At 72.1% G+C, this 21,632-nt stretch carries 18 protein-coding genes; 5 read left to right on the plus strand and 13 right to left on the minus strand.

The window, feature by feature from the left end; genetic code table 11:
• Window positions 1-5: 5 nt before the first annotated feature.
• A complete protein-coding gene (locus OG852_RS16035) occupies window positions 6-3,008 on the minus strand; it encodes a glycoside hydrolase family 3 protein (protein WP_330348304.1) in 3,003 nt (1,000 codons plus the stop codon).
• Between the two features lie 141 nt (window positions 3,009-3,149).
• On the opposite strand from OG852_RS16035, the gene OG852_RS16040 reads away from it, so the two are divergent.
• Complete coding sequence (locus OG852_RS16040; protein WP_133915895.1) at window positions 3,150-3,755, plus strand: GOLPH3/VPS74 family protein; 606 nt, start codon at window positions 3,150-3,152, stop codon at window positions 3,753-3,755.
• Between the two features lie 6 nt (window positions 3,756-3,761).
• Here the strand turns inward: OG852_RS16040 and cimA are convergent, their stop codons facing one another.
• The 7 genes from cimA to OG852_RS16075 all read right to left on the minus strand — a co-directional run bounded on the left by cimA (window position 3,762) and on the right by OG852_RS16075 (window position 12,667).
• Window positions 3,762-5,375: a citramalate synthase gene (gene cimA / locus OG852_RS16045; protein WP_133915799.1), complete on the minus strand. Its 1,614-nt coding sequence runs from the start codon at window positions 5,373-5,375 to the stop codon at window positions 3,762-3,764.
• Between the two features lie 283 nt (window positions 5,376-5,658).
• Window positions 5,659-6,258, minus strand: coding sequence for a TetR/AcrR family transcriptional regulator (locus OG852_RS16050; protein WP_330348305.1), 600 nt, complete (start codon window positions 6,256-6,258; stop codon window positions 5,659-5,661).
• Window positions 6,255-7,304 carry an agmatine deiminase family protein gene (locus OG852_RS16055; RefSeq protein ID WP_133915797.1) on the minus strand — a complete coding sequence of 350 codons (1,050 nt, stop codon included), beginning with the start codon at window positions 7,302-7,304 and terminating at the stop codon, window positions 6,255-6,257. The genes OG852_RS16050 and OG852_RS16055 overlap by 4 nt, the downstream gene beginning before the upstream one ends.
• Before the next feature lie 27 nt (window positions 7,305-7,331).
• Window positions 7,332-9,044, minus strand: coding sequence for an urease subunit alpha (locus tag OG852_RS16060; protein ID WP_330348306.1), 1,713 nt, complete (start codon window positions 9,042-9,044; stop codon window positions 7,332-7,334).
• Window positions 9,041-9,745 (minus strand): urease subunit gamma, encoded by a 705-nt coding sequence (ureA, locus tag OG852_RS16065; protein ID WP_133915795.1) that lies wholly within the window; start codon window positions 9,743-9,745, stop codon window positions 9,041-9,043. The genes OG852_RS16060 and ureA overlap by 4 nt, the downstream gene beginning before the upstream one ends.
• 541 nt (window positions 9,746-10,286) lie before the next feature.
• On the minus strand, window positions 10,287-11,375 hold the full coding sequence (locus OG852_RS16070) for a branched-chain amino acid aminotransferase (protein WP_133915794.1): 1,089 nt from the start codon (window positions 11,373-11,375) through the stop codon (window positions 10,287-10,289).
• Window positions 11,376-11,623: 248 nt separating this feature from the next.
• A complete protein-coding gene (locus tag OG852_RS16075) occupies window positions 11,624-12,667 on the minus strand; it encodes a 3-isopropylmalate dehydrogenase (RefSeq protein ID WP_133915793.1) in 1,044 nt (347 codons plus the stop codon).
• 143 nt (window positions 12,668-12,810) lie between these two features.
• Between OG852_RS16075 and OG852_RS16080 the strand changes: the two genes are divergently transcribed.
• On the plus strand, window positions 12,811-14,370 hold the full coding sequence (locus OG852_RS16080) for a purple acid phosphatase family protein (RefSeq protein WP_330348307.1): 1,560 nt from the start codon (window positions 12,811-12,813) through the stop codon (window positions 14,368-14,370).
• Window positions 14,371-14,437: 67 nt separating this feature from the next.
• Here the strand turns inward: OG852_RS16080 and OG852_RS16085 are convergent, their stop codons facing one another.
• Window positions 14,438-14,572: a hypothetical protein gene (locus tag OG852_RS16085; RefSeq protein WP_133915791.1), complete on the minus strand. Its 135-nt coding sequence runs from the start codon at window positions 14,570-14,572 to the stop codon at window positions 14,438-14,440.
• Between the two features lie 338 nt (window positions 14,573-14,910).
• Here OG852_RS16085 and OG852_RS16090 point away from each other — a divergent pair, with 338 nt between their 5' ends.
• Complete coding sequence (locus tag OG852_RS16090; RefSeq protein ID WP_133915790.1) at window positions 14,911-15,117, plus strand: DUF5988 family protein; 207 nt, start codon at window positions 14,911-14,913, stop codon at window positions 15,115-15,117.
• Here OG852_RS16090 and OG852_RS16095 read toward each other — a convergent pair.
• From OG852_RS16095 to OG852_RS16105, 3 genes are all read right to left on the minus strand, one after another.
• Window positions 15,114-15,359 carry a hypothetical protein gene (locus OG852_RS16095; RefSeq protein WP_330348308.1) on the minus strand — a complete coding sequence of 82 codons (246 nt, stop codon included), beginning with the start codon at window positions 15,357-15,359 and terminating at the stop codon, window positions 15,114-15,116. The two genes, OG852_RS16090 and OG852_RS16095, sit on opposite strands and share 4 nt — an antisense overlap.
• Window positions 15,360-15,426: 67 nt before the next feature.
• Window positions 15,427-17,058, minus strand: a complete 1,632-nt coding sequence (gene pruA / locus OG852_RS16100) for an L-glutamate gamma-semialdehyde dehydrogenase (RefSeq protein WP_133915789.1) — start codon at window positions 17,056-17,058, stop codon at window positions 15,427-15,429.
• A gap of 39 nt (window positions 17,059-17,097) precedes the next feature.
• On the minus strand, window positions 17,098-18,024 hold the full coding sequence (locus OG852_RS16105; RefSeq protein WP_330348309.1) for a proline dehydrogenase family protein: 927 nt from the start codon (window positions 18,022-18,024) through the stop codon (window positions 17,098-17,100).
• A gap of 145 nt (window positions 18,025-18,169) precedes the next feature.
• Here OG852_RS16105 and OG852_RS16110 point away from each other — a divergent pair, with 145 nt between their 5' ends.
• The gene (locus OG852_RS16110) at window positions 18,170-19,366 is read left to right on the plus strand and encodes a PucR family transcriptional regulator (RefSeq protein ID WP_330348310.1); all 1,197 of its coding nucleotides are present in this window, start codon (window positions 18,170-18,172) and stop codon (window positions 19,364-19,366) included.
• 75 nt (window positions 19,367-19,441) lie between these two features.
• Here OG852_RS16110 and OG852_RS16115 read toward each other — a convergent pair whose 3' ends face one another.
• Window positions 19,442-20,023: a TetR/AcrR family transcriptional regulator gene (locus OG852_RS16115; RefSeq protein ID WP_330348311.1), complete on the minus strand. Its 582-nt coding sequence runs from the start codon at window positions 20,021-20,023 to the stop codon at window positions 19,442-19,444.
• A gap of 96 nt (window positions 20,024-20,119) precedes the next feature.
• Here OG852_RS16115 and OG852_RS16120 point away from each other — a divergent pair, with 96 nt between their 5' ends.
• Window positions 20,120-21,628, plus strand: coding sequence for an MFS transporter (locus OG852_RS16120; protein ID WP_330348312.1), 1,509 nt, complete (start codon window positions 20,120-20,122; stop codon window positions 21,626-21,628).
• Window positions 21,629-21,632 lie beyond the last annotated feature (4 nt).

The raw sequence follows: 21,632 nt of genomic DNA on the forward strand, positions 1-21,632 counted from the left end.
AAGGGTCACCCGGCGCGATACGCCGCGATCAGCTTGCGCACCGCCTGCGCGTACCGTCCGCTCAGCAGCAGATGGTCGGCCTCGGCGAAGGGTTTCGCGGAGGCGGCCGTGATCCGGTCGCCGAGGTGCCGCTGGACGATCTCGCGGGCCCGGTCGACGGCGCCGCGGCCCGCCCCCTCGCCGTGCGCCCGTGCGGCCGTGTCCGCCAGCCGGTACAGGGTGGACAGTCCGCCCCCGGATGTCTTCGTCAGGGTCGTCAGACCCCAGCCGTACGGGTACTGCGGGTCGTACGTCGTGTCGCCGACGTTGATCGGGAGCTGGGTCTCGGAGCGGGGCCAGGTCACGGGGAGCCGTCCGGTGAAGGGGCGGCGGCCGTAGAGCACGTCGGCCACCCCGTCCCCCTCGGTGCCCGGCAGCCAGGAGGCGACCAGGGCGTCGATCGAGCCGAGCCGGTCGCCGATCAGTTGGGGGCGCCCGGAGACGATCAGGACCGCGCACCTCATGGCCGCGCACACCCGGTCCACGGCCGCCCGGTCGGCGGGGCTCAGCTCCAGGTCGTGGCCGTTGCCGACATCGCCGACGCCCTCGGCGTACGGGGTCTCGCCGACGACGACCACACCGACGTCGTAGCCGGTCAGGGGTGCGGAGGCGTCCCGGGAGTAGGTGACGGACGCACCCGTCGCGCGCATCCCCCCGAGGATCGTGGTGCCGGGGGTGGTGTTCCCGGACGCGCCCTGCCAGGTGACCGTCCAGCCGCCGGTCTGGTTGCCGATGTCGTCGGCGTTGGATCCGGCGACGTACACCTTCTCCGTCGTCTTCAGGGGCAGCAGCCCGCCGGAGTTCTTCAGCAGTACCTGGGACTCGGCGGCCGCCTGCCGTGCCACGGCCCGGTGTTCCCGGGAGCCGATCCGCGCCGCCCCGGTGGTGTCGGCGTAGGGATGCTCGAAGAGGCCGAGGCGGAACTTCTGGGTGAGGACGCGGGAGACGGCGTCGTCGATCCGCCGCTCGCTGATCCGGCCGGCCGTCACCTCGTCGATCAGGGTCCGGGTGAAGTCCCGGTAGGCGTACGGGACCATGATCATGTCCAGGCCCGCGTTCACCGACGTACGGACGTCCGAGGCGAGGTCGCCGGGGAGCTGGTCGATGGCGGCCCAGTCGCTGATGACGAACCCGTCGAAGCCCATACGGCCCTTCAGCACGCCGTTGATCAGGTCGGCGCGGGCGTGCATCTTGACCGGGCCCTGCCCGTCCCCGGCGATGTCCAGGGACGAGTACGAGGGCATGACCGTGCCGATCCCCCGGTCGACCGCCTCCTGGTACGGCGCGAGGTGGATCGCCTCGAGCTGATCGCGGGTGACCTCGGTGACGCCCTGGTCGATGGTGTAGCTGCCGGTGGTGGAGGAACCGTAGGTGGTGCCGCCGTCGCCGACGAAGTGCTTGGCGGTGGCCAGGACCTTGTCGTCGTCCTTCAGGTCCCGTCCGTCCGGGGCGCCCTGGAGGCCCTGGATCACCGTTTCCATGGACTCCACGAGCGCCGGGTCCTCACCGAAGGACTCGTAGGAGCGGCCCCAGCGTTCGTCGCGGGTGACGCAGAGACAGGGCGCGAAGTCCCAGGGGACACCGGTGGCGCGGACCTCGGCGGCGGTCACCTCGCCCGTGCGTTGGGCGAGTCGGGGATCGCGGGTGGCCCCGATGCCGATGTTGTGCGGCATGACCGTGGCGCCGACCAGGTTGTTGTGGCCGTGCACGGCGTCGACGCCGTAGATCAGCGGGATCTGGAACCTCGTCGCCCGCGCCCGGAGTTGGAAGCCGTCGATCATCCTCGCCCAGGCCTCGGGGGTGTTGGGCGTGGGGGTCGAGCCGCCGCCGGACAGCAGCGAGCCGAGGTCGTACGCGGCGATGTCGCCCGGTGCGGTCAGCGCGCCGCGCTCGGCCTGGGTCATCTGGCCGGCCTTCTCCGCGAGGGACATCCGGGAGAGCAGGTCGGCGACCCGCTTCCGCACCGGCGCCTTGCTGTTCAGATACGGCAGTCCGTGCGCGTCGACCACGATCTGCGGAATCTCCGCGGGGGCCTTGGCGCCGGTGACCGTCAGCTTCAGGGGGATCGTCTCGGCGGCCTCGGCGGTGCGGTCCCTCAGGGTCGGGATCCGGATCGTGCGGGAGGTCCCGGACGCCGTGCCCGCGGGGAAGGTGAGGGCGCCGGTGACCGGGGTGTAGTCCCGGCCGGGCGTGGCGGTGCCGCCGGCGGTCTCGTAGGTCACCGTCACGGGCTCGTCGACGGGGGCGGAGCCGGTGGTGGCGAGGGTGACCCGGACCGTCGCCGCGCCGCCCTCGGTCACCGGGTACACGGCCGCGTCGGTGATGACGGAGGCGCGCAGGGACTGGTCGGCGCGGCCGTAGAGCTCGACGCCGTCGAGGGCGAAGTCACCGCCGGCCCCGGTGGGGAGGGTGACCGCGTACCCCCACATCCGTGTCAGCCCGAGGACGTGGTCGATGCCGCCGACCGGCTGGTAGTCGGTGCGGTACGCGAAGTCGGTGAAGGGGATCTCGACGCGCTTCCAGCCGGTGAAGTCGTCGGTGAAGGACGTCGTCCACAGTTCGGAGGCCTCGCCGTGGGCACCGCCGTCCTTGATCTCGAAGGCGATCCTTCGGCCGTCGCCGCGCCCCTCCCACCAGAAGCGGATGCCCTGGTGGGCGGACCAGTCGCGGGCGGGCCCGGTGGCGGCGTAGTCATGGGTGAAGCCGCCCCAGCCGCTGATGGCGTAGGTGCCGGTGAGGACCCGCTCGCCCTCGGGTGCGTCGGCGCGGTCGGCCAGCCGGAGCGTGGGCGGGTCGTCGGCGTCGCTGCCCCAGGTGAAGATGCCCTCCGCGGGCTGGGAGGCGAAGGGGACCTCACCCTCGAAGCGGTCGACGGGGGTCGGGGCGGGGTCGGCGGCGGCGTGGGCGGCGGTCGGGGACAGCAGAGCGGCGAACAGGGCGGTGGAGACGAGCAGGGCGGTTCTCGGCATGGACCTTCCCTCGGCTCTCGGGTTCACTCATGTCTTAGATCATGACGTGAGTTAACTAAGGCCCCGCGGGCCCGTCAAGACGTGTTCTCGCCCCGGGCCGGTGAGGGAGGGATCATGGGGGCAACCGACCTGGAGTCCGCCATGACCACTGCGCAGGATCTGCTGATCGTCTCCCTCGACGTCCCGTCCGCCCGGCCCGTGGAGAGGGGCGACCTCTCCCTGGCCCTCGCGGGGGCCGAGCTGGTCGACCTGCTCGCCGCCGAGGCGGTCACGCTGGACGACGAGCGCATCGTGCCGGGGCTGCCGCCGGCCACCGGCGACCGGCTGCTGGACGGGGCGGCGGCGGCCCTCGTCCGGCAGTCCCCGTACGAGTCCGTCGAGGACTGGCTGTGGCGCCGGGGGGACGGCCTGGCCCAGGCCTACGCCAACGAACTGGACGCGCAGGAGCGGGCCGGCCGGCCCCGGTACCGGCTGCTGGCGCCGAGGAACGGCCACGAGGTCGCCGCCGAGGCACCGGACCGGGCCCACGCGGCCGAGCGCTGGACCTCGCGCGAGCCCGTGCTCGCCTCGTTCGCCGCCGCTCTCGGCATCCCCGAGGGAGCGGCGGACGAGCCCCCGGTCCCGGCCGACGAGGCGGTGGTGACCGTGCTCGCGGCGGTCAACGGGGCGCTGACCGAGCTGGAGGCCGTACGGCAGCGGCGCCGTGTGGAGGACGCCGCCTTCGACAACGTGTGGCGGGGGTTCTGACGCCGGTCACTCGGCGGGCTGGACCCCCGCCCGCAGCAGGCCGTAGGTGTAGGCGTCCTCCAGGGCCTGCCAGGAGGCGGCGATGACGTTCTCCGCGACACCGACCGTGGACCACTCGCCGGCCCCGTCGGTCGTGGAGATCAGGACCCGGGTGGTGGACTCGGTGCCGTGGACGCCCTCGAGGATGCGGACCTTGTAGTCGACCAGGTCGAACTTGGCGAGCTGGGGGTAGATCTTCTCCAGCGCCACCCGCAGGGTCCGGTCGAGGGCGTTCACCGGGCCGTTGCCCTCGGCGGTGGCGACGATCCGCTCGCCCTTGGCCCACAGCTTGACCGTGGCCTCGTTGGCGTGGGTGCCGTCGGGGCGGTCCTCGACGATGGCCCGCCAGGACTCCGTCTCGAAGTAGCGCAGCGGCTTGCCGCCCTGGACCTCGGTGCGCAGCAGCAGCTCGAAGGACGCGTCGGCCGCCTCGTACGTGTAGCCCTTGAGCTCGCGCTCCTTGACCCGCTCGACGACCCGGCCGACCAGCTCGCGGTCGCCGCCGAGGTCGACACCGAGTTCCTTGCCCTTGAGCTCGACCGAGGCACGGCCCGCCATGTCGGAGACCAGCATGCGCATGGTGTTGCCGACCAGCTCGGGGTCGATGTGCTGGTAGAGGTCGGGGTCGACCTTGATGGCGGAGGCGTGCAGGCCGGCCTTGTGGGCGAAGGCGGAGACACCGACGTAGGGCTGGTGGGTGGAGGGCGTGAGGTTCACGACCTCGGCGATGGCGTGGGAGATCCGGGTCATCTCGCGGAGCCGGCCCTCGGGGAGGACCTTCTTGCCGTACTTCAGTTCCAGGGCGGCGACGACCGGGAAGAGGTTGGCGTTGCCGACGCGCTCGCCGTAGCCGTTGGCCGTGCACTGCACATGGGTGGCGCCCGCGTCCACGGCGGCGAGGGTGTTGGCGACCGCGCAGCCCGTGTCGTCCTGGGCGTGGATGCCGAGCCGGGCGCCGGTGTCGGCGAGGACGGTGGAGACGACCGCCTGGACCTGGGCGGGGAGCATGCCGCCGTTGGTGTCGCACAGGACGACGACATCGGCGCCGGCCTCCGAGGCGGCGCGCACGACCGCCTTGGCGTACTCGGGGTTGGCGCGGTAGCCGTCGAAGAAGTGCTCGCAGTCGACGAAGACCCGGCGGCCCTGGTCCTTCAGGAAGGACACGGTGTCGCGGACCATCTCCAGGTTCTCGTCCAGGGTGGTGCGCAGGGCCAGCTCCACATGCCGGTCGTGGGACTTGGCGACCAGGGTGATCACCCCGGCGCCCGAGTCCAGGAGCGCCTTGACCTGAGGGTCCTCGGAGGCCTTGGCACCCGCGCGGCGGGTCGCGCCGAAGGCGACGAGCTGGGCGTGCCTGAAGTCGATCTCCTGCTGGGCGCGGGCGAAGAACTCGGTGTCGCGGGGGTTGGCGCCGGGCCAGCCGCCCTCGATGAAGCCGACGCCGAAGTCGTCCAGGTGCCGTGCGATCGCGAGCTTGTCGGCGACGGTGAGGTTGATGCCCTCCCGCTGGGCGCCGTCGCGCAGGGTGGTGTCGAAGACGTGGAACGAGTCGTCGAGCTCGCTGGTTGCCGTCTCGGTCATGGTCTCAAGGCTCCTGTTGTGGATCTTCGGTCTTACCGGAATGACCGGCTCCACCGTCCCCATGGTCCCTCGTGCGCTCGCTCCCGGCTGCGGGTGGGCCAGAAAAGCGAAAAACCTCTCGCGGGTGCGAGAGGTCTGCGCGCGGGTCGAGGACGACGGTGGCCACCCGTACCTGGTCGTACGTGGCGGTCACTGCGGACCGGCGCGCCTGCTGCCAATAATCGTGGCGAACGAGAGCACGGGGGCAGTTTGGCACAAGCCGGACCGCCCTGAGCCGGGTGTCTCAGGATGCGAGCAGCGCGGCGTCCAGGAACTCCCGTACGTGCGCCAGCACCTGCTCCCGGTCCGTGCCGCGCAGTCCGATCGCCACATGGATGGAGAAGCCGTCCAGCAGGGCCCGCAGCCGGGCCGCGAACCGGTCGGGGTCGACCGGGCGGAACTCGCCGCGCGACGCCCCTTCAGCGAGCAGGGCCACCAGGTCGCGGTGCCAGGCGCCCTCGATCGCGGCCTGCCGGTCGCGGGCGGCGTCGTCGGCGTTCTGCGAGCGGTTCCAGACCTCCAGCCAGAGCGTCCAGTGCGGGTCGCGGTGCCCGTCGGGGACGTAGAGATCGACGTACGCGTCGAGCCGGTCGCGCGCGCTCCCGGGCACGGTCAGCAGGCGCGCCCGCTCGGCGCCCAGCCGTCCCTCGCTCCACTCCAGCGTCTGCAGCAGCAGTTCGTCCTTGGAGTGGAAGTAGTAGAGGAGGTGCCCGCTGCTCATCCCCACCTCGCGTCCGAGCCCGGCCATGGTGAGCTTCTCCAGGCCGAGTCGGGCGATCATCGCCATGGCCGCGGCGAGGATGCGTTCCCGCGGTGGGGCCGGGGTGCGCCGGGTCGGGCTCATACGGTGGCTGCCTTCGGCTGCTGCTGGGTGATGCAGTGGATGCCTCCACCGCCGGCGAAGATCGTACGGGCGTCGACCAGGGTGACCGCGCGGTCGGGGAAGAGACGGCGGAAGATGTCGGCGGCGAGTTCGTCGCGCGGGTCGTCGAAGCCGCACAGGACGACTCCGCCGTTGCAGAGGTAGTGATTGATGTAAGAGTAGTCGGCCCAGTGCCCCTCGGCCTCCAGGACCGTGGGGGCGGGGACGTCGACGACCTGCAGACGGCGGCCCCGGGCGTCGGTCTGGGCGCTCAGGATGCCGATGACCTCCTGGGTGATGGCGTGGTCGGGGTGGGCCGGGTCGGGCTGCCGGTGGGCGACGACCACGCCGGGCGCGGCGAAGGCGGCGACGATGTCGACGTGGCCGAGGGTGCCGTAGCCGTGCGGGGGGTAGTCGGCGGTCAGCCCGCGCGGCAGCCAGATCGCCTTGCGGGTGCCGAGCATGGCGTGGACCTCGGCCTCGACCTCCTCGCGGGTCCGGCCCGGGTTGCGTTCCGGGCCGAGCTGCACGGTCTCCGTCAGCAGCACCGTGCCCTCGCCGTCGACATGGATCGCGCCGCCCTCGTTGACCAGCTTCGAGGCGTACGTCCGCGCCCCCGCGAGGTCGGCGACACTCGCGGCGATCTTCGCGTCGTGGTCCCAGCGGGCCCAGTGCTGGGCGCCCCAGCCGTTGAACGTCCAGTCGACGGCGGCGAGTTCACCGTCGGGGCGGGTCAGGAACGTGGGGCCGATGTCCCGCATCCAGGCGTCGTCGAGGTCGCGTTCGACGACGTCGACGCCCTCGCCCAGCAGGGAGACGGCCTGCGCCGACTGGCCCGGCCCGCACACCACCGTGACCGGCTCGAAGCGGCGGACGGTGCGGGCGACCCGCGCCCAGGCGGCGCGGGCGGCGGCGAGGTCCTCGTCGTCGGCGAAGGTGGGGTTGGGTCCCGGCCAGGCCATCCAGGTGCGTTCGTGCGGGGTCCACTCGGCGGGCATGCGGAAGCCGTCGGCGGCGGGTGTGGTCATGTCCGGTGTCCTTCGGAGGAAGAGGTCTCAGAGGAAGTACAGGCGGTTCAGGGAGACGGACTGGGCCGCCGGGGAGCGCAGGGGCTCGCCGTCGAGGGTGACCAGGCCGGTGCGCGCGTCCACGTCGACCGCTCCGGTACGGGAGTTGCGGCGCAGGTCGGCCGGGCCGATCCCGCGGGTGCCGCGGACGGCGACCCGGCGGCGGCGGGTCGGCATCCCGTCGTGGCCCTGGTCGAGGGCCGCTCGGGCGACGAAGGCCACGGAGAGGTCGGCGGGCGTGGCGCCGTACGCCCCGAACTGCGGGCCCAGGACGAGCGGTTCGCAGGTGTCGGTGGCCGCGCCCGGATCGCCGGTCACGCCGTACGCCGGGAAGCCGGCCTTGAGGACGAGCTGCGGCTTGGCGCCGAAGTACTCCGGGCGCCACAGCACGATGTCGGCGAGCTTGCCGGGCTCGATCGAGCCGACCTCGTGCGCGAGGCCGTGCGCCAGGGCGGGGTTGATGGTGAGCTTGGCGATGTACCGCAGGACGCGCTCGTTGTCGTGACCGTCGTCCGGGGCGCCGAGCTCGGCCTTCATCTTCCCGGCCAGGGCGAAGGTACGGCGGACGGTCTCGCCCGCCCGGCCCATGCCCTGCGCGTCGGAGGAGGTGATGCCGATCGCGCCCAGGTCGTGCAGGACGTCCTCGGCGCCCATGGTGCCGGCGCGGATGCGGTCGCGGGCCATGGCGGCGTCGCCGGGCAGGTCGGTCTTCAGGCCGTGGACGGAGACGATCATGCCGTAGTGCTCGGCGACGGCGTCCCGGCCGAAGGGGAGGGTCGGGTTGGTGGAGGAGCCGATGACGTTCGGGACGCCCGCCATCTTCAGCACGTTGGGGACGTGTCCGCCGCCGCAGCCCTCGATGTGGAAGGCGTGGATGGTGCGGCCCTCCAGGACCCGGAGGGTGTCCTCGACGGAGAGACACTCGTTCAGGCCGTCGCTGTGCAGGGCGACCTGGACGTCGTGCTCCTCGGCGACCCTGAGGGCGGTGTCCAGCGCCCTGGTGTGGGCGCCCATGTCCTCGTGCACCTTGAAGCCGCAGGCGCCGCCCTCGGCCAGCGCCTCGGTCAGGGGCGCGTCGTGGGAGGAGGAACCCCGGCCCAGGAAGCCGATGTTGACCGGCCAGGCGTCGAACGCGCCGAAGGCGTGCCGCAGCGCCCAGGGCGAGTTGACGCCGACACCCCAGACCGGGCCGAACTCCTGCCCGATGATCGTGGTGACGCCGGAGGCCAGCGAGGCCTCCATGATCCGCGGCGACAGCAGATGGACATGGGTGTCGACGGCCCCGGCGGTGGCGATCAGCCCCTCGCCGGAGACGATGGAGGTCCCGGTGCCGACGACGACGTCGACCCCGTCGAGGGTGTCGGGGTTCCCGGCCCGCCCGATCGCGTGGATCCGGCCCTCGCGGATGCCGATGGACACCTTGCGCACACCGAGGACGGCGTCGATCACCACGACGTTGCTGATCACGACGTCACAGGTGTCGCGGACGGCGGCGGCCTTCAGATGCAGTCCGTCGCGGGCGGTCTTGCCGAACCCGGCGAGGAACTCGTCGCCGGGGAGCTGGGAGTCGGACTCGACGCGCACGACCAGCCCCGAGTCGCCGAGGCGGACGCGGTCGCCGGCGCGGGGGCCGTGGGTGGCGGCGTACTCGTACGGGGTGAGGCGGCGGGCCTCGGCGGGGTGGCCTCCGGGGCGGCTCATCGTGCGTCCTGCCGGCCGGGGGCCTGCGGTACGCCGAGGTAGCCGCAGGCGGCGGCGTGACGCAGCGCCCTCGCGCGGGCGCCGGGTGCGTCGAGCGGACCGTCGACGAGTCCGGCGAAGCCGACGGCGACCCGGGCGCCGCCGATCGGCACGAGCCCGACCTCCAGCGACTCCCCCGGCCCGAACCGCACCGACGAGCCCGCGGGCACGGCCAGCCGCATGCCGTAGGCGGCCGAACGGTCGAAGTCGAGCCGCGGGTTGGCCTCGAAGAAGTGGAAGTGGGAGGTGACGGAGACGGGCACGGTCGCGGTGTTGGTCACCGTCAGCCGGATCGCCGCCCCGGGCTCGTCGTACCCCTGGCCGGGCAGCAGGGCGCCGGGGGCGCGGTCGCCGAGTCCGCCGCCGATCGGGTCGCAGACCACCGCGAGCCGTGAGCCGTCGTCGAAGACGGCCTCGACGTGCACCTCGGTGACGACGTCCGCCACGCCCGGCAGGACGTCGTCCGGGCCGAGCACCGAGCGGGCGCGCTCGACGGCCTCGGCCAGCCGCAGCCCGTCCCGGGCCGCCTCGCAGACCGTGTCCGCGACGAGGGCGGTCGCCTCCGGGACGTTCAGCCTGAGGCCCCGGGCGCGGCGGGCCCGGGCCAGTTCGGCGGCGCCGAAGAGCAGCAGGCGGTCGCGTTCCGTGGGGGTGAGTCTCACGTTGACCTCCGATGGTTCGAACGCCACTCTAAGTGGCTTGCCATGGAGATCGTAAGGCTTCTCGGGGGTTTGTTTGAGTGACGCTCAAAATCGTCGCCGGGCATCCCGGCCCCTGTGGCGGCTCCCCCGTCCGCGTCGGCGGCCGGGGGAGCCCCTGGGCGCGCGGGCGGCTGAAAGGTCGTCCCTGCGCTCTCCCCTGCCCGGCTCCGGGCCACCGGTCTCCGACCGCGCCTCGCGAGGTCTGCGCGCACCATGCCGTTCCCCCCGTCCCCCGCCCGGTTGGCCGACGCACCGGGCCGGACACACGGCAGGGCCGCCCCCGGTGTCGGGAGCGGCCCTGTGGAAGGGAGGGCGGGGTGGCCGGCCCAGCGGGGCGACCAGGGGGTGTTTCGAAAGTCCTGTGCGGTGCCCGCGGTGTCCGGTGCGTGCTCTCGGCGTGCCGGACGCAAGCCCTCGTACTGGACGTACTCGGGGTTTCGGCCGGTGCGGCGCGAGTACGTGCCGGGCGCCGCCGGTGCTGTGCGGACTTTCGAAACACCCCCTAGCCCAGCGGGTGCATCCAGCCGTGGCGGTCCTCGGCCGTGCCGCGCTGGATGTCCAGCAGGGCCCGGCGGAGCCTCAGGGTGACCTCGCCGGGCTCGCCGCCCGACTGCTGCCACTCGGCGCCGGTGCGCTTGACCGTGCCGACCGGGGTGATGACGGCGGCGGTGCCGCAGGCGAAGACCTCGGTCAGGGTGCCGTTCTCGGAGTCGCGCTGCCACTGGTCGACGGAGACCCGGCCCTCCTCGGCCTCGTAGCCGAGGTCGCGGGCGACGCTGAGCAGGGAGTCACGGGTGACGCCCTCCAGGATGGACCCGGTCAGCGAGGGCGTGATGATCTTGTTGCCGTAGACGAAGTACAGGTTCATTCCGCCGAGTTCCTCGACCCACTTGCGCTCGACCGCGTCGAGGTAGCAGACCTGGGCGCAGCCCTGCGCGGCGGCCTCGGCCTGGGCGAGCAGGGAGGCGGCGTAGTTGCCGCCGGTCTTGGCGTCGCCCATGCCGCCGGGGACGGCGCGGACGTGGTCCTCGGAGACCCAGATGGAGACGGGCTTCACGCCGCCGGGGAAGTAGGCGCCGGCCGGGGAGGCGATGACGAGGAAGAGGTACTCGTTGGCCGGCTTCACGCCCAGCCCGACCTCGGTGGCGATCATGAAGGGGCGCAGGTAGAGGGACTCCTCGCCACCGTGCGCGGGCACCCAGTCCTTGTCCTGGGCGACCAGGACGTCACAGGCCTCGATGAAGGTCTCGACGGGAAGCTCGGGCATGGCGAGACGGCGGGCGGAGCGCTGGAAACGCCTGGCGTTCTGATCCGGGCGGAAGGTGGCGACGGAGCCGTCGGGGCGGCGGTAGGCCTTGAGGCCCTCGAAGATCTCCTGGGCGTAGTGCAGGACGTTGGTCGCCGGGTCGAGCGGGATCGGCGCGTAGGGGACGAGCTGGCCGTCGTGCCAGCCGCGGCCCTCGGTCCACTTGATCGTCACCATGTGGTCGGTGAAGTGGCGGCCGAACCCGGGGTTCGCCAGGACCGCCTCGCGCTCGGCGGCGGCGGTGGGGCTGGCGGAGGGCTTGAGCTCGATCGTGGGCGTCGTCATGAGTGGTTGTCCTTCACCGGTTGTAGTGACGGGCCGCGCTCACGCCCGTACGGCCGGTGGCCAGTAGTAGGACGTCCGAGCATTGCCTCATTCCGCGGCTCCGCGTTCGATTATCGCAAGCGGCGCGGCGGGAAGAAAACGGCGTGAATGCGACCCGGGGCTGATGGTTTCACCCGGCGGGGACATGCGGAAGCCGCCGGGTGCGGATGCGACCCGGCGGCTTCGAAAGATTTCGAGTGGCGGCGGGGTCAGCCGGCTACTCGTACGGACAGCGCGTCGCCGATCTCGGACGTGCTGCGGGCGGGCTTGCCGGTGCGCTCCGCGAGGTCGGCGGAGACGGCCTCGTCGATGCGCGCGGCCTCGGTCTCGTAGCCGAGGTGGCGCAGGAGGAGGGCGACGGACAGGACCGTGGCGGTCGGGTCGGCCTTGCCCTGGCCTGCGATGTCGGGGGCCGAGCCGTGGACGGGCTCGAACATCGACGGGAACTCGCCGGACGGGTTGATGTTGCCGGAGGCCGCGACGCCGATGCCGCCGGAGACGGCCGCGGCGAGGTCGGTGATGATGTCGCCGAAGAGGTTGTCGGTGACGATGACGTCGAACCGGCCCGGGTCGGTGACCAGGTAGATGGTGGCCGCGTCGACGTGGATGTAGTCGGTGCTGACCTCGGGGAACTCCGCGGCGACCTTGGTGAAGACGTTCGTCCACAGGTGACCGGCGAAGGCCAGCACGTTGTTCTTGTGGACGAGGGTGAGCTTCTTGCGCGGACGGGCCTGGGCGCGGGCGAAGGCGTCCCGCACGACACGCTCGACACCGAAGGCGGTGTTCACCGAGACCTCGGTGGCGACCTCGTGCTCGGTGCCCTTGCGGATGGTGCCGCCGTTGCCGGTGTACGGGCCCTCGGTGCCCTCGCGGACCACGACGAAGTCGATGGCCGGCTGGCCCTTGAGCGGGGTGTCGACGCCGGGCAGCAGCTTCGAGGGCCGCAGGTTGACGTGGTGGTCGAAGGCGAAGCGGAGCTTGAGCAGGAAGCCGCGCTCCAGGACGCCGGACGGGACCGACGGGTCGCCGATCGCGCCGAGCAGGATCGCGTCGTGCTGCTTGAGCGCGGCGATGTCGTCGTCGGTGAGGGTCTCACCGGTGGCGTGGTAGCGCCGGGCGCCGAAGTCGTACTCCTTGGTCTCCAGCTTCACATCCTGCGGAAGGACGGCGGAGAGGACCTTCAGACCTTCGGCCACGACCTCCTGGCCGATGCCGTCACCGGGGATCACTGCGAGATTGATGCTGCGAGACATGTCGGCACCGTACTCCTGGTCCCATGGAATGACACGCTCGGTCCGCCATACGGACACCCGGACGGGCGAGGGCGGGGTTCCCTTCGGACGGCGTTCACCCGTACGCAGGACAGGCGTTGGGGGAGCAGGGAAGCTTCGGACGCATGGAGACACCGGATGTCGGCATCCCGCCCCGCCTCGCCCACGGGATGAGCATGGCGGAGCAGTACGAGTACCTGCGCACGAAACTGACCAGGCGCCGCACGCTGGTGTCGGCGGGGGCGGTGGCGGCGGGCGGGCTGCTGACGGGGTGCGGGGCGGACTCCCCCGCGCCGAGGACATCGTCCGCACCCGCCCTGCGGTCCACGGAGCGCTCCTCGGCCGTGCCCTTCGGCCGCCATCTCGCCTTCGGCGCGGACCCGCGCACCGGGATGCGGATCTCCTGGCAGGTCCCGGCCGCCGTGCGCGAGCCGTACATCCGGATCGGCACACGGCCCGACGACCTGGGCGACAAGGTGAAGGCCGAGGTGCGGGTGCTGCACACCCCGGGGGTGGAGGGGGTGCGCACGGCGCTCGACCAGTACTACGTGCACGCCTCGCTGTCCGACCTGCTGCCCGGAACGACGTACTACTACGGCGTCGGCCACGACGGCTTCGACCCGGCCGACGCGGACCACCGGGCCACGATCACCTCGTTCCGTACGGCACCGGCCGGCGCCGAGCGGTTCGTGTTCACCGCGTTCGGCGACCAGGGGGTGGGCCGGTCGGCCGCCGCGATCGACCGGCTGCTGCTGAAGGCGGCACCCGCCTTCCATCTGCACGCCGGTGACATCTGCTACGCCGACGGGACCGGCAGGGGCGAGAAGACGGACGGCTACGACCCGACCGCCTGGGACGCCTTCCTGAAGCAGAGCGAGCCGGTGGCACGGTCGGTGCCGTGGATGGTGACGACCGGCAACCACGACATGGAGGCCTGGTACTCCCCCGACGGCTACGGCGGCCAGCTCGCCCGTTTCTCCCTGCCGGACACCGGCTTCGACCCGCGCACCGCCCCGGGCGTGTACACGTTCACCTACGGCAACGTGGGCGTGGTGGCGCTGGACGCGAACGACGTGTCGTACGAGATCCCCGCGAACCTGGGCTGCACACAGGGCCGGCAGACGGCGTGGCTGAAGCGGACGCTGGCCGCGCTGCGGGCCTCGGCCGACGTCGACTTCGTCGTGGTCTTCTTCCACCACTGCGCCTACTCGACCTCGGCGCACGCCTCGGACGGCGGGGTGCGGGCCGAGTGGCAGCCGCTGTTCGACCGGTACCAGGTGGATCTGGTGGTCAACGGGCACAACCACGTCTACGAGCGCACGGACGCGCTGAAGGGCGGACGCGTCGGCCGGACCGTCCCCGTCGGGGGATCCACGGATCCGACACGGGACGGGACCGTGTACGTCACGGCGGGCGGCGGCGGCCGTGATCTGTACGGCTTCCCGGCGGACGCGCCGGAGAGCTACGAGGGCCATGTCCGCGACCGCGACGCGGTGGAATCCTTCCACTGGACGCGCTCGCGCGAGAACGCGGCGGAGACCGTGGAGTGGTCGCGGGTGCGCTACCGGGGTTTCTCGTTCCTGTCGGTGGAGGCGACCGGCGGGCCTTCGGCGCGGCTGACGGTGTCGGCGCTCGCGGAGGACGGCCGGCGCATCGACCGGTTCGAGGTGCGGCGCGGGGCCTGAAGTCCCGTTCGGGCCCCGCGCCGCGCCCCGTGCGGGTGCGGCTCCCGGAATGCGGGGTGAGCGGTGCCTACAGGTGGCCGGTCTCGCCGCCGTTGTCGCGGCGGTCGAGGGCGCGCTGGAGGGCGGCGGCGGCCTGCTTGCGGTCGGACTCGCTCGCGGGGGAGGTGTGGCGGACTCGGCGGCGGACGGTCGTCTCGGCCATGGGGAATCGACTCCTTCGAAGGAACCAGGGAGTGCGGAAAGGTGTACGAGACTCCCCCACTGCCTAATGGGCGTGGGAGCTGCCCCCAGGCGGGGAGCACGGGCCGCAGGGGTTGCCTGCGCGGGCCCGGCTTTCGACCGCCCTCGCTCGATCGAGCGAGACGTTCGGCTCCTACAAAGCTAAGCGAGGAGCGCGCCGCTGTCTGCACAATTACTCGGACTTCCTACTATCTGAGACGCCGGATGGGGTCACACCCGGCTGACCTGCGATGATCGCCCACACGGCTGATCCTGGGCCGGGGACGCGACAGCGTCTTCGGCAGCGGGAACGGTGAGGGCATGAGCAACGCGGCGAAGGCGGTCCTCGAGGGCGGCCCGGACGATCTGCCCGAGCGGATCGTCCCGATCACGACACCCGGTGCGGACCTGAAGATCGAGCTCCGCAACGGCTACGAGCACTTCCGGCCCACCGGCCGCCAGGCGGACTCGCCTCAGGGCCGGCTGCCCGTGTACGAGTGGTGGGAGCGGACGGAGATGCCGGGCTAGCGCAGCGCCGGTACCACGGCCGTCCGGAAGCCGTGGGGCGGCGCGCGCTCCGGGGAGTCCACCGCCGAGCGGGGCCGGATGTCCTGGGCGCCGTCGACGATCAGCACCGGCACGTCGAGGGCGACGCATGCGGCGTGCGGGGCCGGCGTGCCCGGGTACGCCAGGGAACATGTCCCAGAGCCCGTGCCGTCGGCCGAGGCCGCCCACAGCCCGACTCCGTCGTCGGCGGTCACGCTCTCCACCGGGCGTCAGCGTGCCGGAACGGGCCGGGTCCCCGACGGACCCGGCCCGTTCCGTACGTCGGGGCGGTCAGCCCATGTGCGGGTAGGTGTGGTCGGTCGGCGCGACCAGGGTCTCCTTGATGGCGCGGGTCAGCGTCCAGCGGGTGAGGTTCTGCGGGGCGCCGGCCTTGTCGTTCGTACCGGAGGCGCGGCCGCCGCCGAAGGGCTGCTGGCCGACGACGGCGCCGGTCGACTTGTCGTTGATGTAGAAGTTGCCGGCCGCGTAGCGCAGCTTCTCCATGGTGTACGCGGTCGCCGCGCGGTCGCCGGAGATCACCGAGCCGGTGAGGGCGTAGGCGGAGACCGACTCCATCTGGGTGAGCATCTCGTCGTACTTCTCGTCCTCGTAGACGTGCACGGCGAGGAACGGGCCGAAGTACTCGGTGGTGAAGACCTCGTTCTCGGGGTCGGTGCACTCGACGACGGTCGGACGGACGAAGTAGCCGACCGAGTCGTCGTAGGTGCCGCCGGCGACGACGGTGCAGGTCGGGTCGGCGTGGGCGCGGTCGATGGCGGCCTTGTTCTTGGCGAAGGCGCGCTCGTCGATGACGGCGCCGATGAAGTGCGACAGGTCGGTGACGTCCCCCATGCTGAGGTGGTCGACCTCGGCGGCGAACTCCTCCTTGAAGCCGGAGTTCCAGATCGACGCCGGGATGTAGGCGCGGGAGGTCGCGGAGCACTTCTGGCCCTGGTACTCGAAGGCGCCGCGGGTGAGGGCGGTCTTCAGGACGGCGCGGTCGGCGCTCGGGTGGGCGACGACGAAGTCCTTGCCGCCGGTCTCGCCGACCAGACGCGGGTAGGAGCGGTACTTCTCGATGTTCGCGCCGACCGTCTTCCACAGGTACTGGAAGGTCTTGGTGGAGCCGGTGAAGTGGATGCCGGCCAGGTCGCGGTGGGCGAGGGCGACCTCGGAGACGGCGATGCCGTCACCGGTGACGAGGTTGATGACGCCCTTGGGCAGACCGGCCTCCTCGAGGAGCCGCATGAGCAGGACGGCCGCGTGGGTCTGGGTCGGCGACGGCTTCCAGACGACGACATTGCCCATCAGGGCGGGGGCGGTGGGCAGGTTGCCCGCGATCGCGCTGAAGTTGAACGGGGTGATCGCGTAGACGAAGCCCTCCAGCGGGCGGTGGTCGAGGCGGTTCCACACGCCCGGGGAGTTGGCCGGGGGCTGCTCGGCGAGGATCTGGCGGGCGTAGTGGACGTTGAAGCGCCAGAAGTCGACGAGCTCGCAGGGCGTGTCGATCTCGGCCTGCTGCACGGTCTTGGACTGGCCGAGCATGGTGGAGGCGGCGATCGTCTCGCGCCAGGGGCCGGCGAGGAGTTCGGCGGCGCGCAGGATGATCGCGGCGCGGTCGTCGAAGGACATCGCGCGCCAGGCGGGCGCGGCGGCGAGGGCCGCGTCGATGGCGTCCCGCGCGTCCGCCTGGGTGGCGTTGCGGTAGGTGCCGATCACGGCCCGGTGGTTGTGCGGCTGGACCACCTCGAACGCGTCGCCGCCGCCCATCCGCCGCTCACCGCCGATGGTGCAGGTCAGGTCGAGGGGATTGTCGGCCAGTTCCTTGAGCCTGGCCTCCAGCCGGGCACGCTCGGGCGAACCGGGGGCGTAGCCGCGCACCGGCTCGTTGACGGGGGTGGGGACCTGGGTCACAGCGTCCATGGGTTCCGTAACTCCTTGTACGTGAGCGGGTGTTCGGGTTCAGCCGGTGCTGATCATGCTGCGGGCGAAGAAGCGCAGGTTCGCCGGCTTCTCCGCGAGACGGCGCATGAAGTAGCCGTACCAGTCGGTCCCGTAGGCGGTGTAGACGCGCATGCGGTGGCCCTCGGCGGCGAGCCGGAGATGCTCGTCGCCGCGGATGCCGTACAGCATCTGGAACTCGTACTCGTCGAACTTGCGGCCGGCCCGGTGGGCGAGCTCCTGGGCGATGGAGATCAGCCGGGGGTCGTGGGAGCCGATCATCGGGTACCCCTCGCCCTCCATCAGGGTTTTCAGGACCCGCACGTACGCCTTGTCGATCTCGTGCTTGTGCTGGTGGGCGACCTCGGCGGGCTCCTTGTACGCGCCTTTCACGAGCCGGACGCGGCTGCCGGCCGCGGCGAGGCGGCGGGCGTCGGCCTCGGTGCGGAAGAGGTAGGCCTGGATGACGCACCCGGTCTGCGGGAAGTCCTTCCGCAGCTCCTCGTGGATCGCGAACATCGAGTCGAGGGTGGTGTGGTCCTCCGCGTCCAGCGTGACCGTCGTACCGATCCGGGCGGCGGCCTCGACGACCGGGCGGACGTTCGCGAGCGCCAGTTCGTGACCGCCGGCCAGCGCCTGGCCGAACATCGACAGCTTGACGGACATCTCGACGCGCTCGCCGAGCTCCAGCTCCCGCAGCCGGTCGATGAGCGTCAGATACGCGTCCCGGGCGGCGGTGGCCTGCTCGGGGGTGGTGATGTCCTCGCCGACGACGTCCATCGTCAGGTCCAGACCGCGGGAGGTGAGCTCCTCGATGATCGGGAGGATGTCGTCCACGGTCTCACCGGGGATGAAGCGGTCGACGACCTGCCTGGTCACCGGGGCCGCCGAGATCAGGCGTCGCATCCGGTCGCTGCGCGACGCGGCAAGAATCACGGGACCCAGCACGGGGCACCTCCACAAACCAGCAGATAGAACCACCGTGAAACCTAAGGATCCCTCCGATCGTCAGCCATCGACAGCTGTCACGCATCCGTGCCGCAGATCTCAGACAGATGTATGAAGGCCTGCGGGACTGAGGGAGAATGCCCAGGTGACCGCCGATTACCAAGGTGACTACCAAGAGCTGGTCGATGAGATCTCGGAGCTGCTGGGCGCTCCCGCGACGCTGGAGAACCGGGACTTCGAGCTGATCTCGTTCGGGGCGTACGACAGCGAGGACGAGCTGGACGCGTCCGCGCTGGACCCGGTGCGGGCCCGCTCGATCCTGACCCGGCGCTCCACGGCGGCGGTGCGCACCTGGTTCGAGGGCTTCGGCATCACCCGCGCCACCGGCCCGGTCCGTATCCCGCCGACCCCGGAGGCGGGCGTGAACCGGGGCCGGGTCTGTCTCCCCGTGCGGCATCGGGGGGTCGTCCTCGGTTACGTCTGGCTGCTCGCCGACGACCCCGGGCCCTCGGAGGGGCAGCTCGCGGCGGCGATGGAGGTGACCGTGCGGATCGGCGCGCTGCTCGCCGACGAGGCCCAGCACGGGGCCGACCTCACCCGGGAGCTGCGGGCGGTGCTGACCGCCGAGCCCGGCTGGCCGTACGACGCCGCCCTGGCGGAACTCCGCACCGCTCTCGGCGTCCGCGCGGACGTCCCGCACACGCTGATCTGCGTGGCCCCCTGGCCGGCCACCACCCCCGACGACGCCCCGTCACTGCGCACCCTCCCGGGGGCGACGGCCCTGTGCACGGCCCCGTGGGGCTCGACGTCCCGCTGTCTGGCGGTCCTGGTACGCCTGCGCTCACCGGAGGTCCTGACCCCGGCGACCTCGGTGGCGGGACGGTTGCTGGAGCGGGCGGGGGATGCCACCGGCTTCGCGGGTGGGGCGGGCGGACGGGTCGGTGGGGTCGCGGTGGGGCGGCCGGGGCTGGGCGGGCTCGGGGTCGCCTGGCGGGAGGCGTCGGGGGCGGCGCGGGCCGCGCTCGCGGAACCCCGGCTCGGGCCGGTCGCCCGGTGGGCGTCGGTCGGCCCGTTCCGGCTGCTGACCTCGCTGTCCCCGGACACCGCTGACGACCCCGCGGTACGCCCCCTGCTGACCCCCGCCCACCACGAACTCGCCCGCACCGCCGAGGTCTATCTCGACTGCGCGGGCCAGGCGGGCCGCACGGCGGCGGCGCTCGGTATCCACCGGCAGACCCTGTACTACCGGCTGTCGCGCGTCGAACAGCTCACGGGCCTGGACCTCGACGACGGCGAGGACCGGCTGCTGCTCCACATGACACTCAAGGCAGCCCGACTCTGACCCCTCCGAACTCCGCGGCCGGCCGGTGCCGACCGGTGAGCGACCGGGCGGCGCCCCGACTCCCGGAGCGGCGGGTCACTTCTCGGTGGCGGCCTCGATGACCTGGCGGAGGCCGGCCGTCAGGTCGTCCGCCGAGACCGCGCTCGCCGGGTCGAAGAGCCACTGGACCATCAGCCCGTTGAGCAGCGCCTGGTAGAAGCCGCCGAGGGTCCGGACGGTGTGCTCGTCGAGCGTGGCCTCGTCGCGGCCCGTGAACATGGCGACGAGGCCTGAGCGCCCCTCGGTCTGCGCCTCGGCCAGCAGCTTGCGCAGCTCGGGCAGGCGCTCGCCCTGGGTGGCGATCTCCAGGCTGGCCGCCCAGACGGGCCGGAACGCGTCCGTGGACGCCAGCATCCGCGCCCATACGTCGTGGAACCGCTCCACCGTGCCCCCGTCGGCCGCGTCGCGCTGCGCGGCCGGGTCGAAGCTCTCCCCCCACTCCTGGACCAGCTCCACGAAAGCCTGGGTGAGCAGGGCGTCCTTCGAGCCGTAGTGGTAGCCGATCGAGGCGAGGTTGGTCCCCGACTCCTTCACGATGTCGCGCGCGGTGGTGCGCACGAACCCCTTCTCCAGCAGGCAGCGCTTGGCGCCTTCGAGCAGATCCTCACGGTGTCCCATGCCGCCACCCTACCGCCGATCCATACAGACGTCCCATACGCATGACTTATACATTCGTTCTAGACAAGCGTTTAAGACGCCCGTACATTCCTTGGCATGACGCACTCGACGACGAACTCGACGAGCACCACCACACCCCCGCCCGGACGCGCAGGCCGCCGGGAATGGACCGCCCTCGGCGTCCTGATGCTTCCGCTGCTGCTGGTCTCGATGGACGTCTCGGTCCTCTACTTCGCGATCCCCGCGATCAACGCGGACCTCGAACCGAGCGGCACCCAGCAGCTGTGGATCTTCGACATCTACGCGTTCGTCCTGGCCGGACTGCTGATGACGATGGGCTCGCTCGGCGACCACATCGGCCGACGTCGGCTCCTGCTCGCCGGTGCCACCGCCTTCGGCGCGGCCTCCCTGCTAGCGGCCTACGCGGACAGCGCCGAGACCCTGATCGCCGCCCGCGCGCTCCTCGGCGTCGGCGGAGCCACCCTGATGCCGTCGACGATGGCCCTGATCCGCACGATGTTCAGTGATCCGGCGCAGCGCGCGAAGGCGATCGGCCTGTGGTCGGGGGTCATGACGGCCGGCGTGGCGCTCGGTTCGGTGATGAGCGGGATCCTCGTCGAGTACTTCTGGTGGGGCTCGGTCTTCCTCGTCAACCTGCCCGCGATGGCGCTGCTGCTGGTCCTCGGCCCCGTCCTGCTGCCCGAGTCGAAGGACCCGGACCCCGGCCGCTTCGACTGGCCGAGCGTCCCGCTCTCGATGGCCGCCGTGCTCCCCGTCGTCTACGGCCTGAAGGAGATCCCCTCCGAGGGCTGGCACCCGCAGTACGTCGTCTCGATCACCGTCGGCCTGCTCTTCGCCACCCTCTTCGTCCACCGTCAGCGCACCGCCGCGCACCCGATGATCTCCCCGGCCCTGTTCCGCGGCCCCGGCTTCGGTCCCGCGGTCGTCCTGAACCTCGTCTCCTCGTTCGGGATGATGGGCTCGGCCCTGTTCACCACGCAGTACCTGCAGTCGGTGCTCGGCCGGAGCGCGCTGGAGGCGGCCCTGTGGGCGCTGCTCCCGTCGGTGCCGATCGGCATGGCCGCCCCGCTGGCCACCGCGCTGGTCCACAAGGGCGTCCACCGGGCCCACGTCGTGACGTCGGGCTTCGCGATCGCGGCCACCGGGTACGCCCTGCTCGCGCTCGCCGGAACCGACTCGATGTGGCTCGTGCTGACCGCCTGCGGGGTCCTCGCCTCCGGAATCGTCATGGTCATCTCCCAGATGACGGACCTGGCGATGGGCGCGGCCCCGGCCGAGCGCGCGGGCTCCGCCTCCTCCCTGCTGGAGACCGGCGCCGAGTTCGGCGGCGCCCTGGGCATGGCGGTCCTCGGCTCCATCGGCACGGCGATCTACCGCCACGAGATCCCGTCCTCGGCCCCCGCCCCGGCCCGCGAGACACTGGGCGGCGCGCTGGCGGTCGCCGACCGGGTCCCCGGCCTGGCCACGGCCGCGCGGGAGGCGTTCACCAGCGGAATGCAGGGCGCTGCGATCGCCGGGGCGGTGCTGCTGACGGGGGCGGCGGTGGCGGCGACGGTGACGCTGCGGAGGATCCGTGTGAAGTGACGGT

The organism is Streptomyces sp. NBC_00582 (assembly GCF_036345155.1).
Lineage (GTDB): Bacteria > Actinomycetota > Actinomycetes > Streptomycetales > Streptomycetaceae > Streptomyces.

Excerpts from the sequence above, each read along its gene's own strand:
- OG852_RS16035 (WP_330348304.1), bottom strand. The coding sequence starts at position 3,008 with ATGCCGAGAACCGCCCTGCTCGTCTCCACCGCCCTGTTCGCCGCTCTG.
- OG852_RS16040 (WP_133915895.1), top strand. The coding sequence starts at position 3,150 with ATGACCACTGCGCAGGATCTGCTGATCGTCTCCCTCGACGTCCCGTCC.
- cimA (WP_133915799.1), bottom strand. The coding sequence starts at position 5,375 with ATGACCGAGACGGCAACCAGCGAGCTCGACGACTCGTTCCACGTCTTC.
- OG852_RS16050 (WP_330348305.1), bottom strand. The coding sequence starts at position 6,258 with ATGAGCCCGACCCGGCGCACCCCGGCCCCACCGCGGGAACGCATCCTC.
- OG852_RS16055 (WP_133915797.1), bottom strand. The coding sequence starts at position 7,304 with ATGACCACACCCGCCGCCGACGGCTTCCGCATGCCCGCCGAGTGGACC.
- OG852_RS16060 (WP_330348306.1), bottom strand. The coding sequence starts at position 9,044 with ATGAGCCGCCCCGGAGGCCACCCCGCCGAGGCCCGCCGCCTCACCCCG.
- OG852_RS16070 (WP_133915794.1), bottom strand. The coding sequence starts at position 11,375 with ATGACGACGCCCACGATCGAGCTCAAGCCCTCCGCCAGCCCCACCGCC.
- OG852_RS16075 (WP_133915793.1), bottom strand. The coding sequence starts at position 12,667 with ATGTCTCGCAGCATCAATCTCGCAGTGATCCCCGGTGACGGCATCGGC.
- OG852_RS16080 (WP_330348307.1), top strand. The coding sequence starts at position 12,811 with ATGGAGACACCGGATGTCGGCATCCCGCCCCGCCTCGCCCACGGGATG.
- OG852_RS16085 (WP_133915791.1), bottom strand. The coding sequence starts at position 14,572 with ATGGCCGAGACGACCGTCCGCCGCCGAGTCCGCCACACCTCCCCCGCG.
- OG852_RS16090 (WP_133915790.1), top strand. The coding sequence starts at position 14,911 with ATGAGCAACGCGGCGAAGGCGGTCCTCGAGGGCGGCCCGGACGATCTG.
- pruA (WP_133915789.1), bottom strand. The coding sequence starts at position 17,058 with ATGGACGCTGTGACCCAGGTCCCCACCCCCGTCAACGAGCCGGTGCGC.
- OG852_RS16115 (WP_330348311.1), bottom strand. The coding sequence starts at position 20,023 with ATGGGACACCGTGAGGATCTGCTCGAAGGCGCCAAGCGCTGCCTGCTG.
- OG852_RS16120 (WP_330348312.1), top strand. The coding sequence starts at position 20,120 with ATGACGCACTCGACGACGAACTCGACGAGCACCACCACACCCCCGCCC.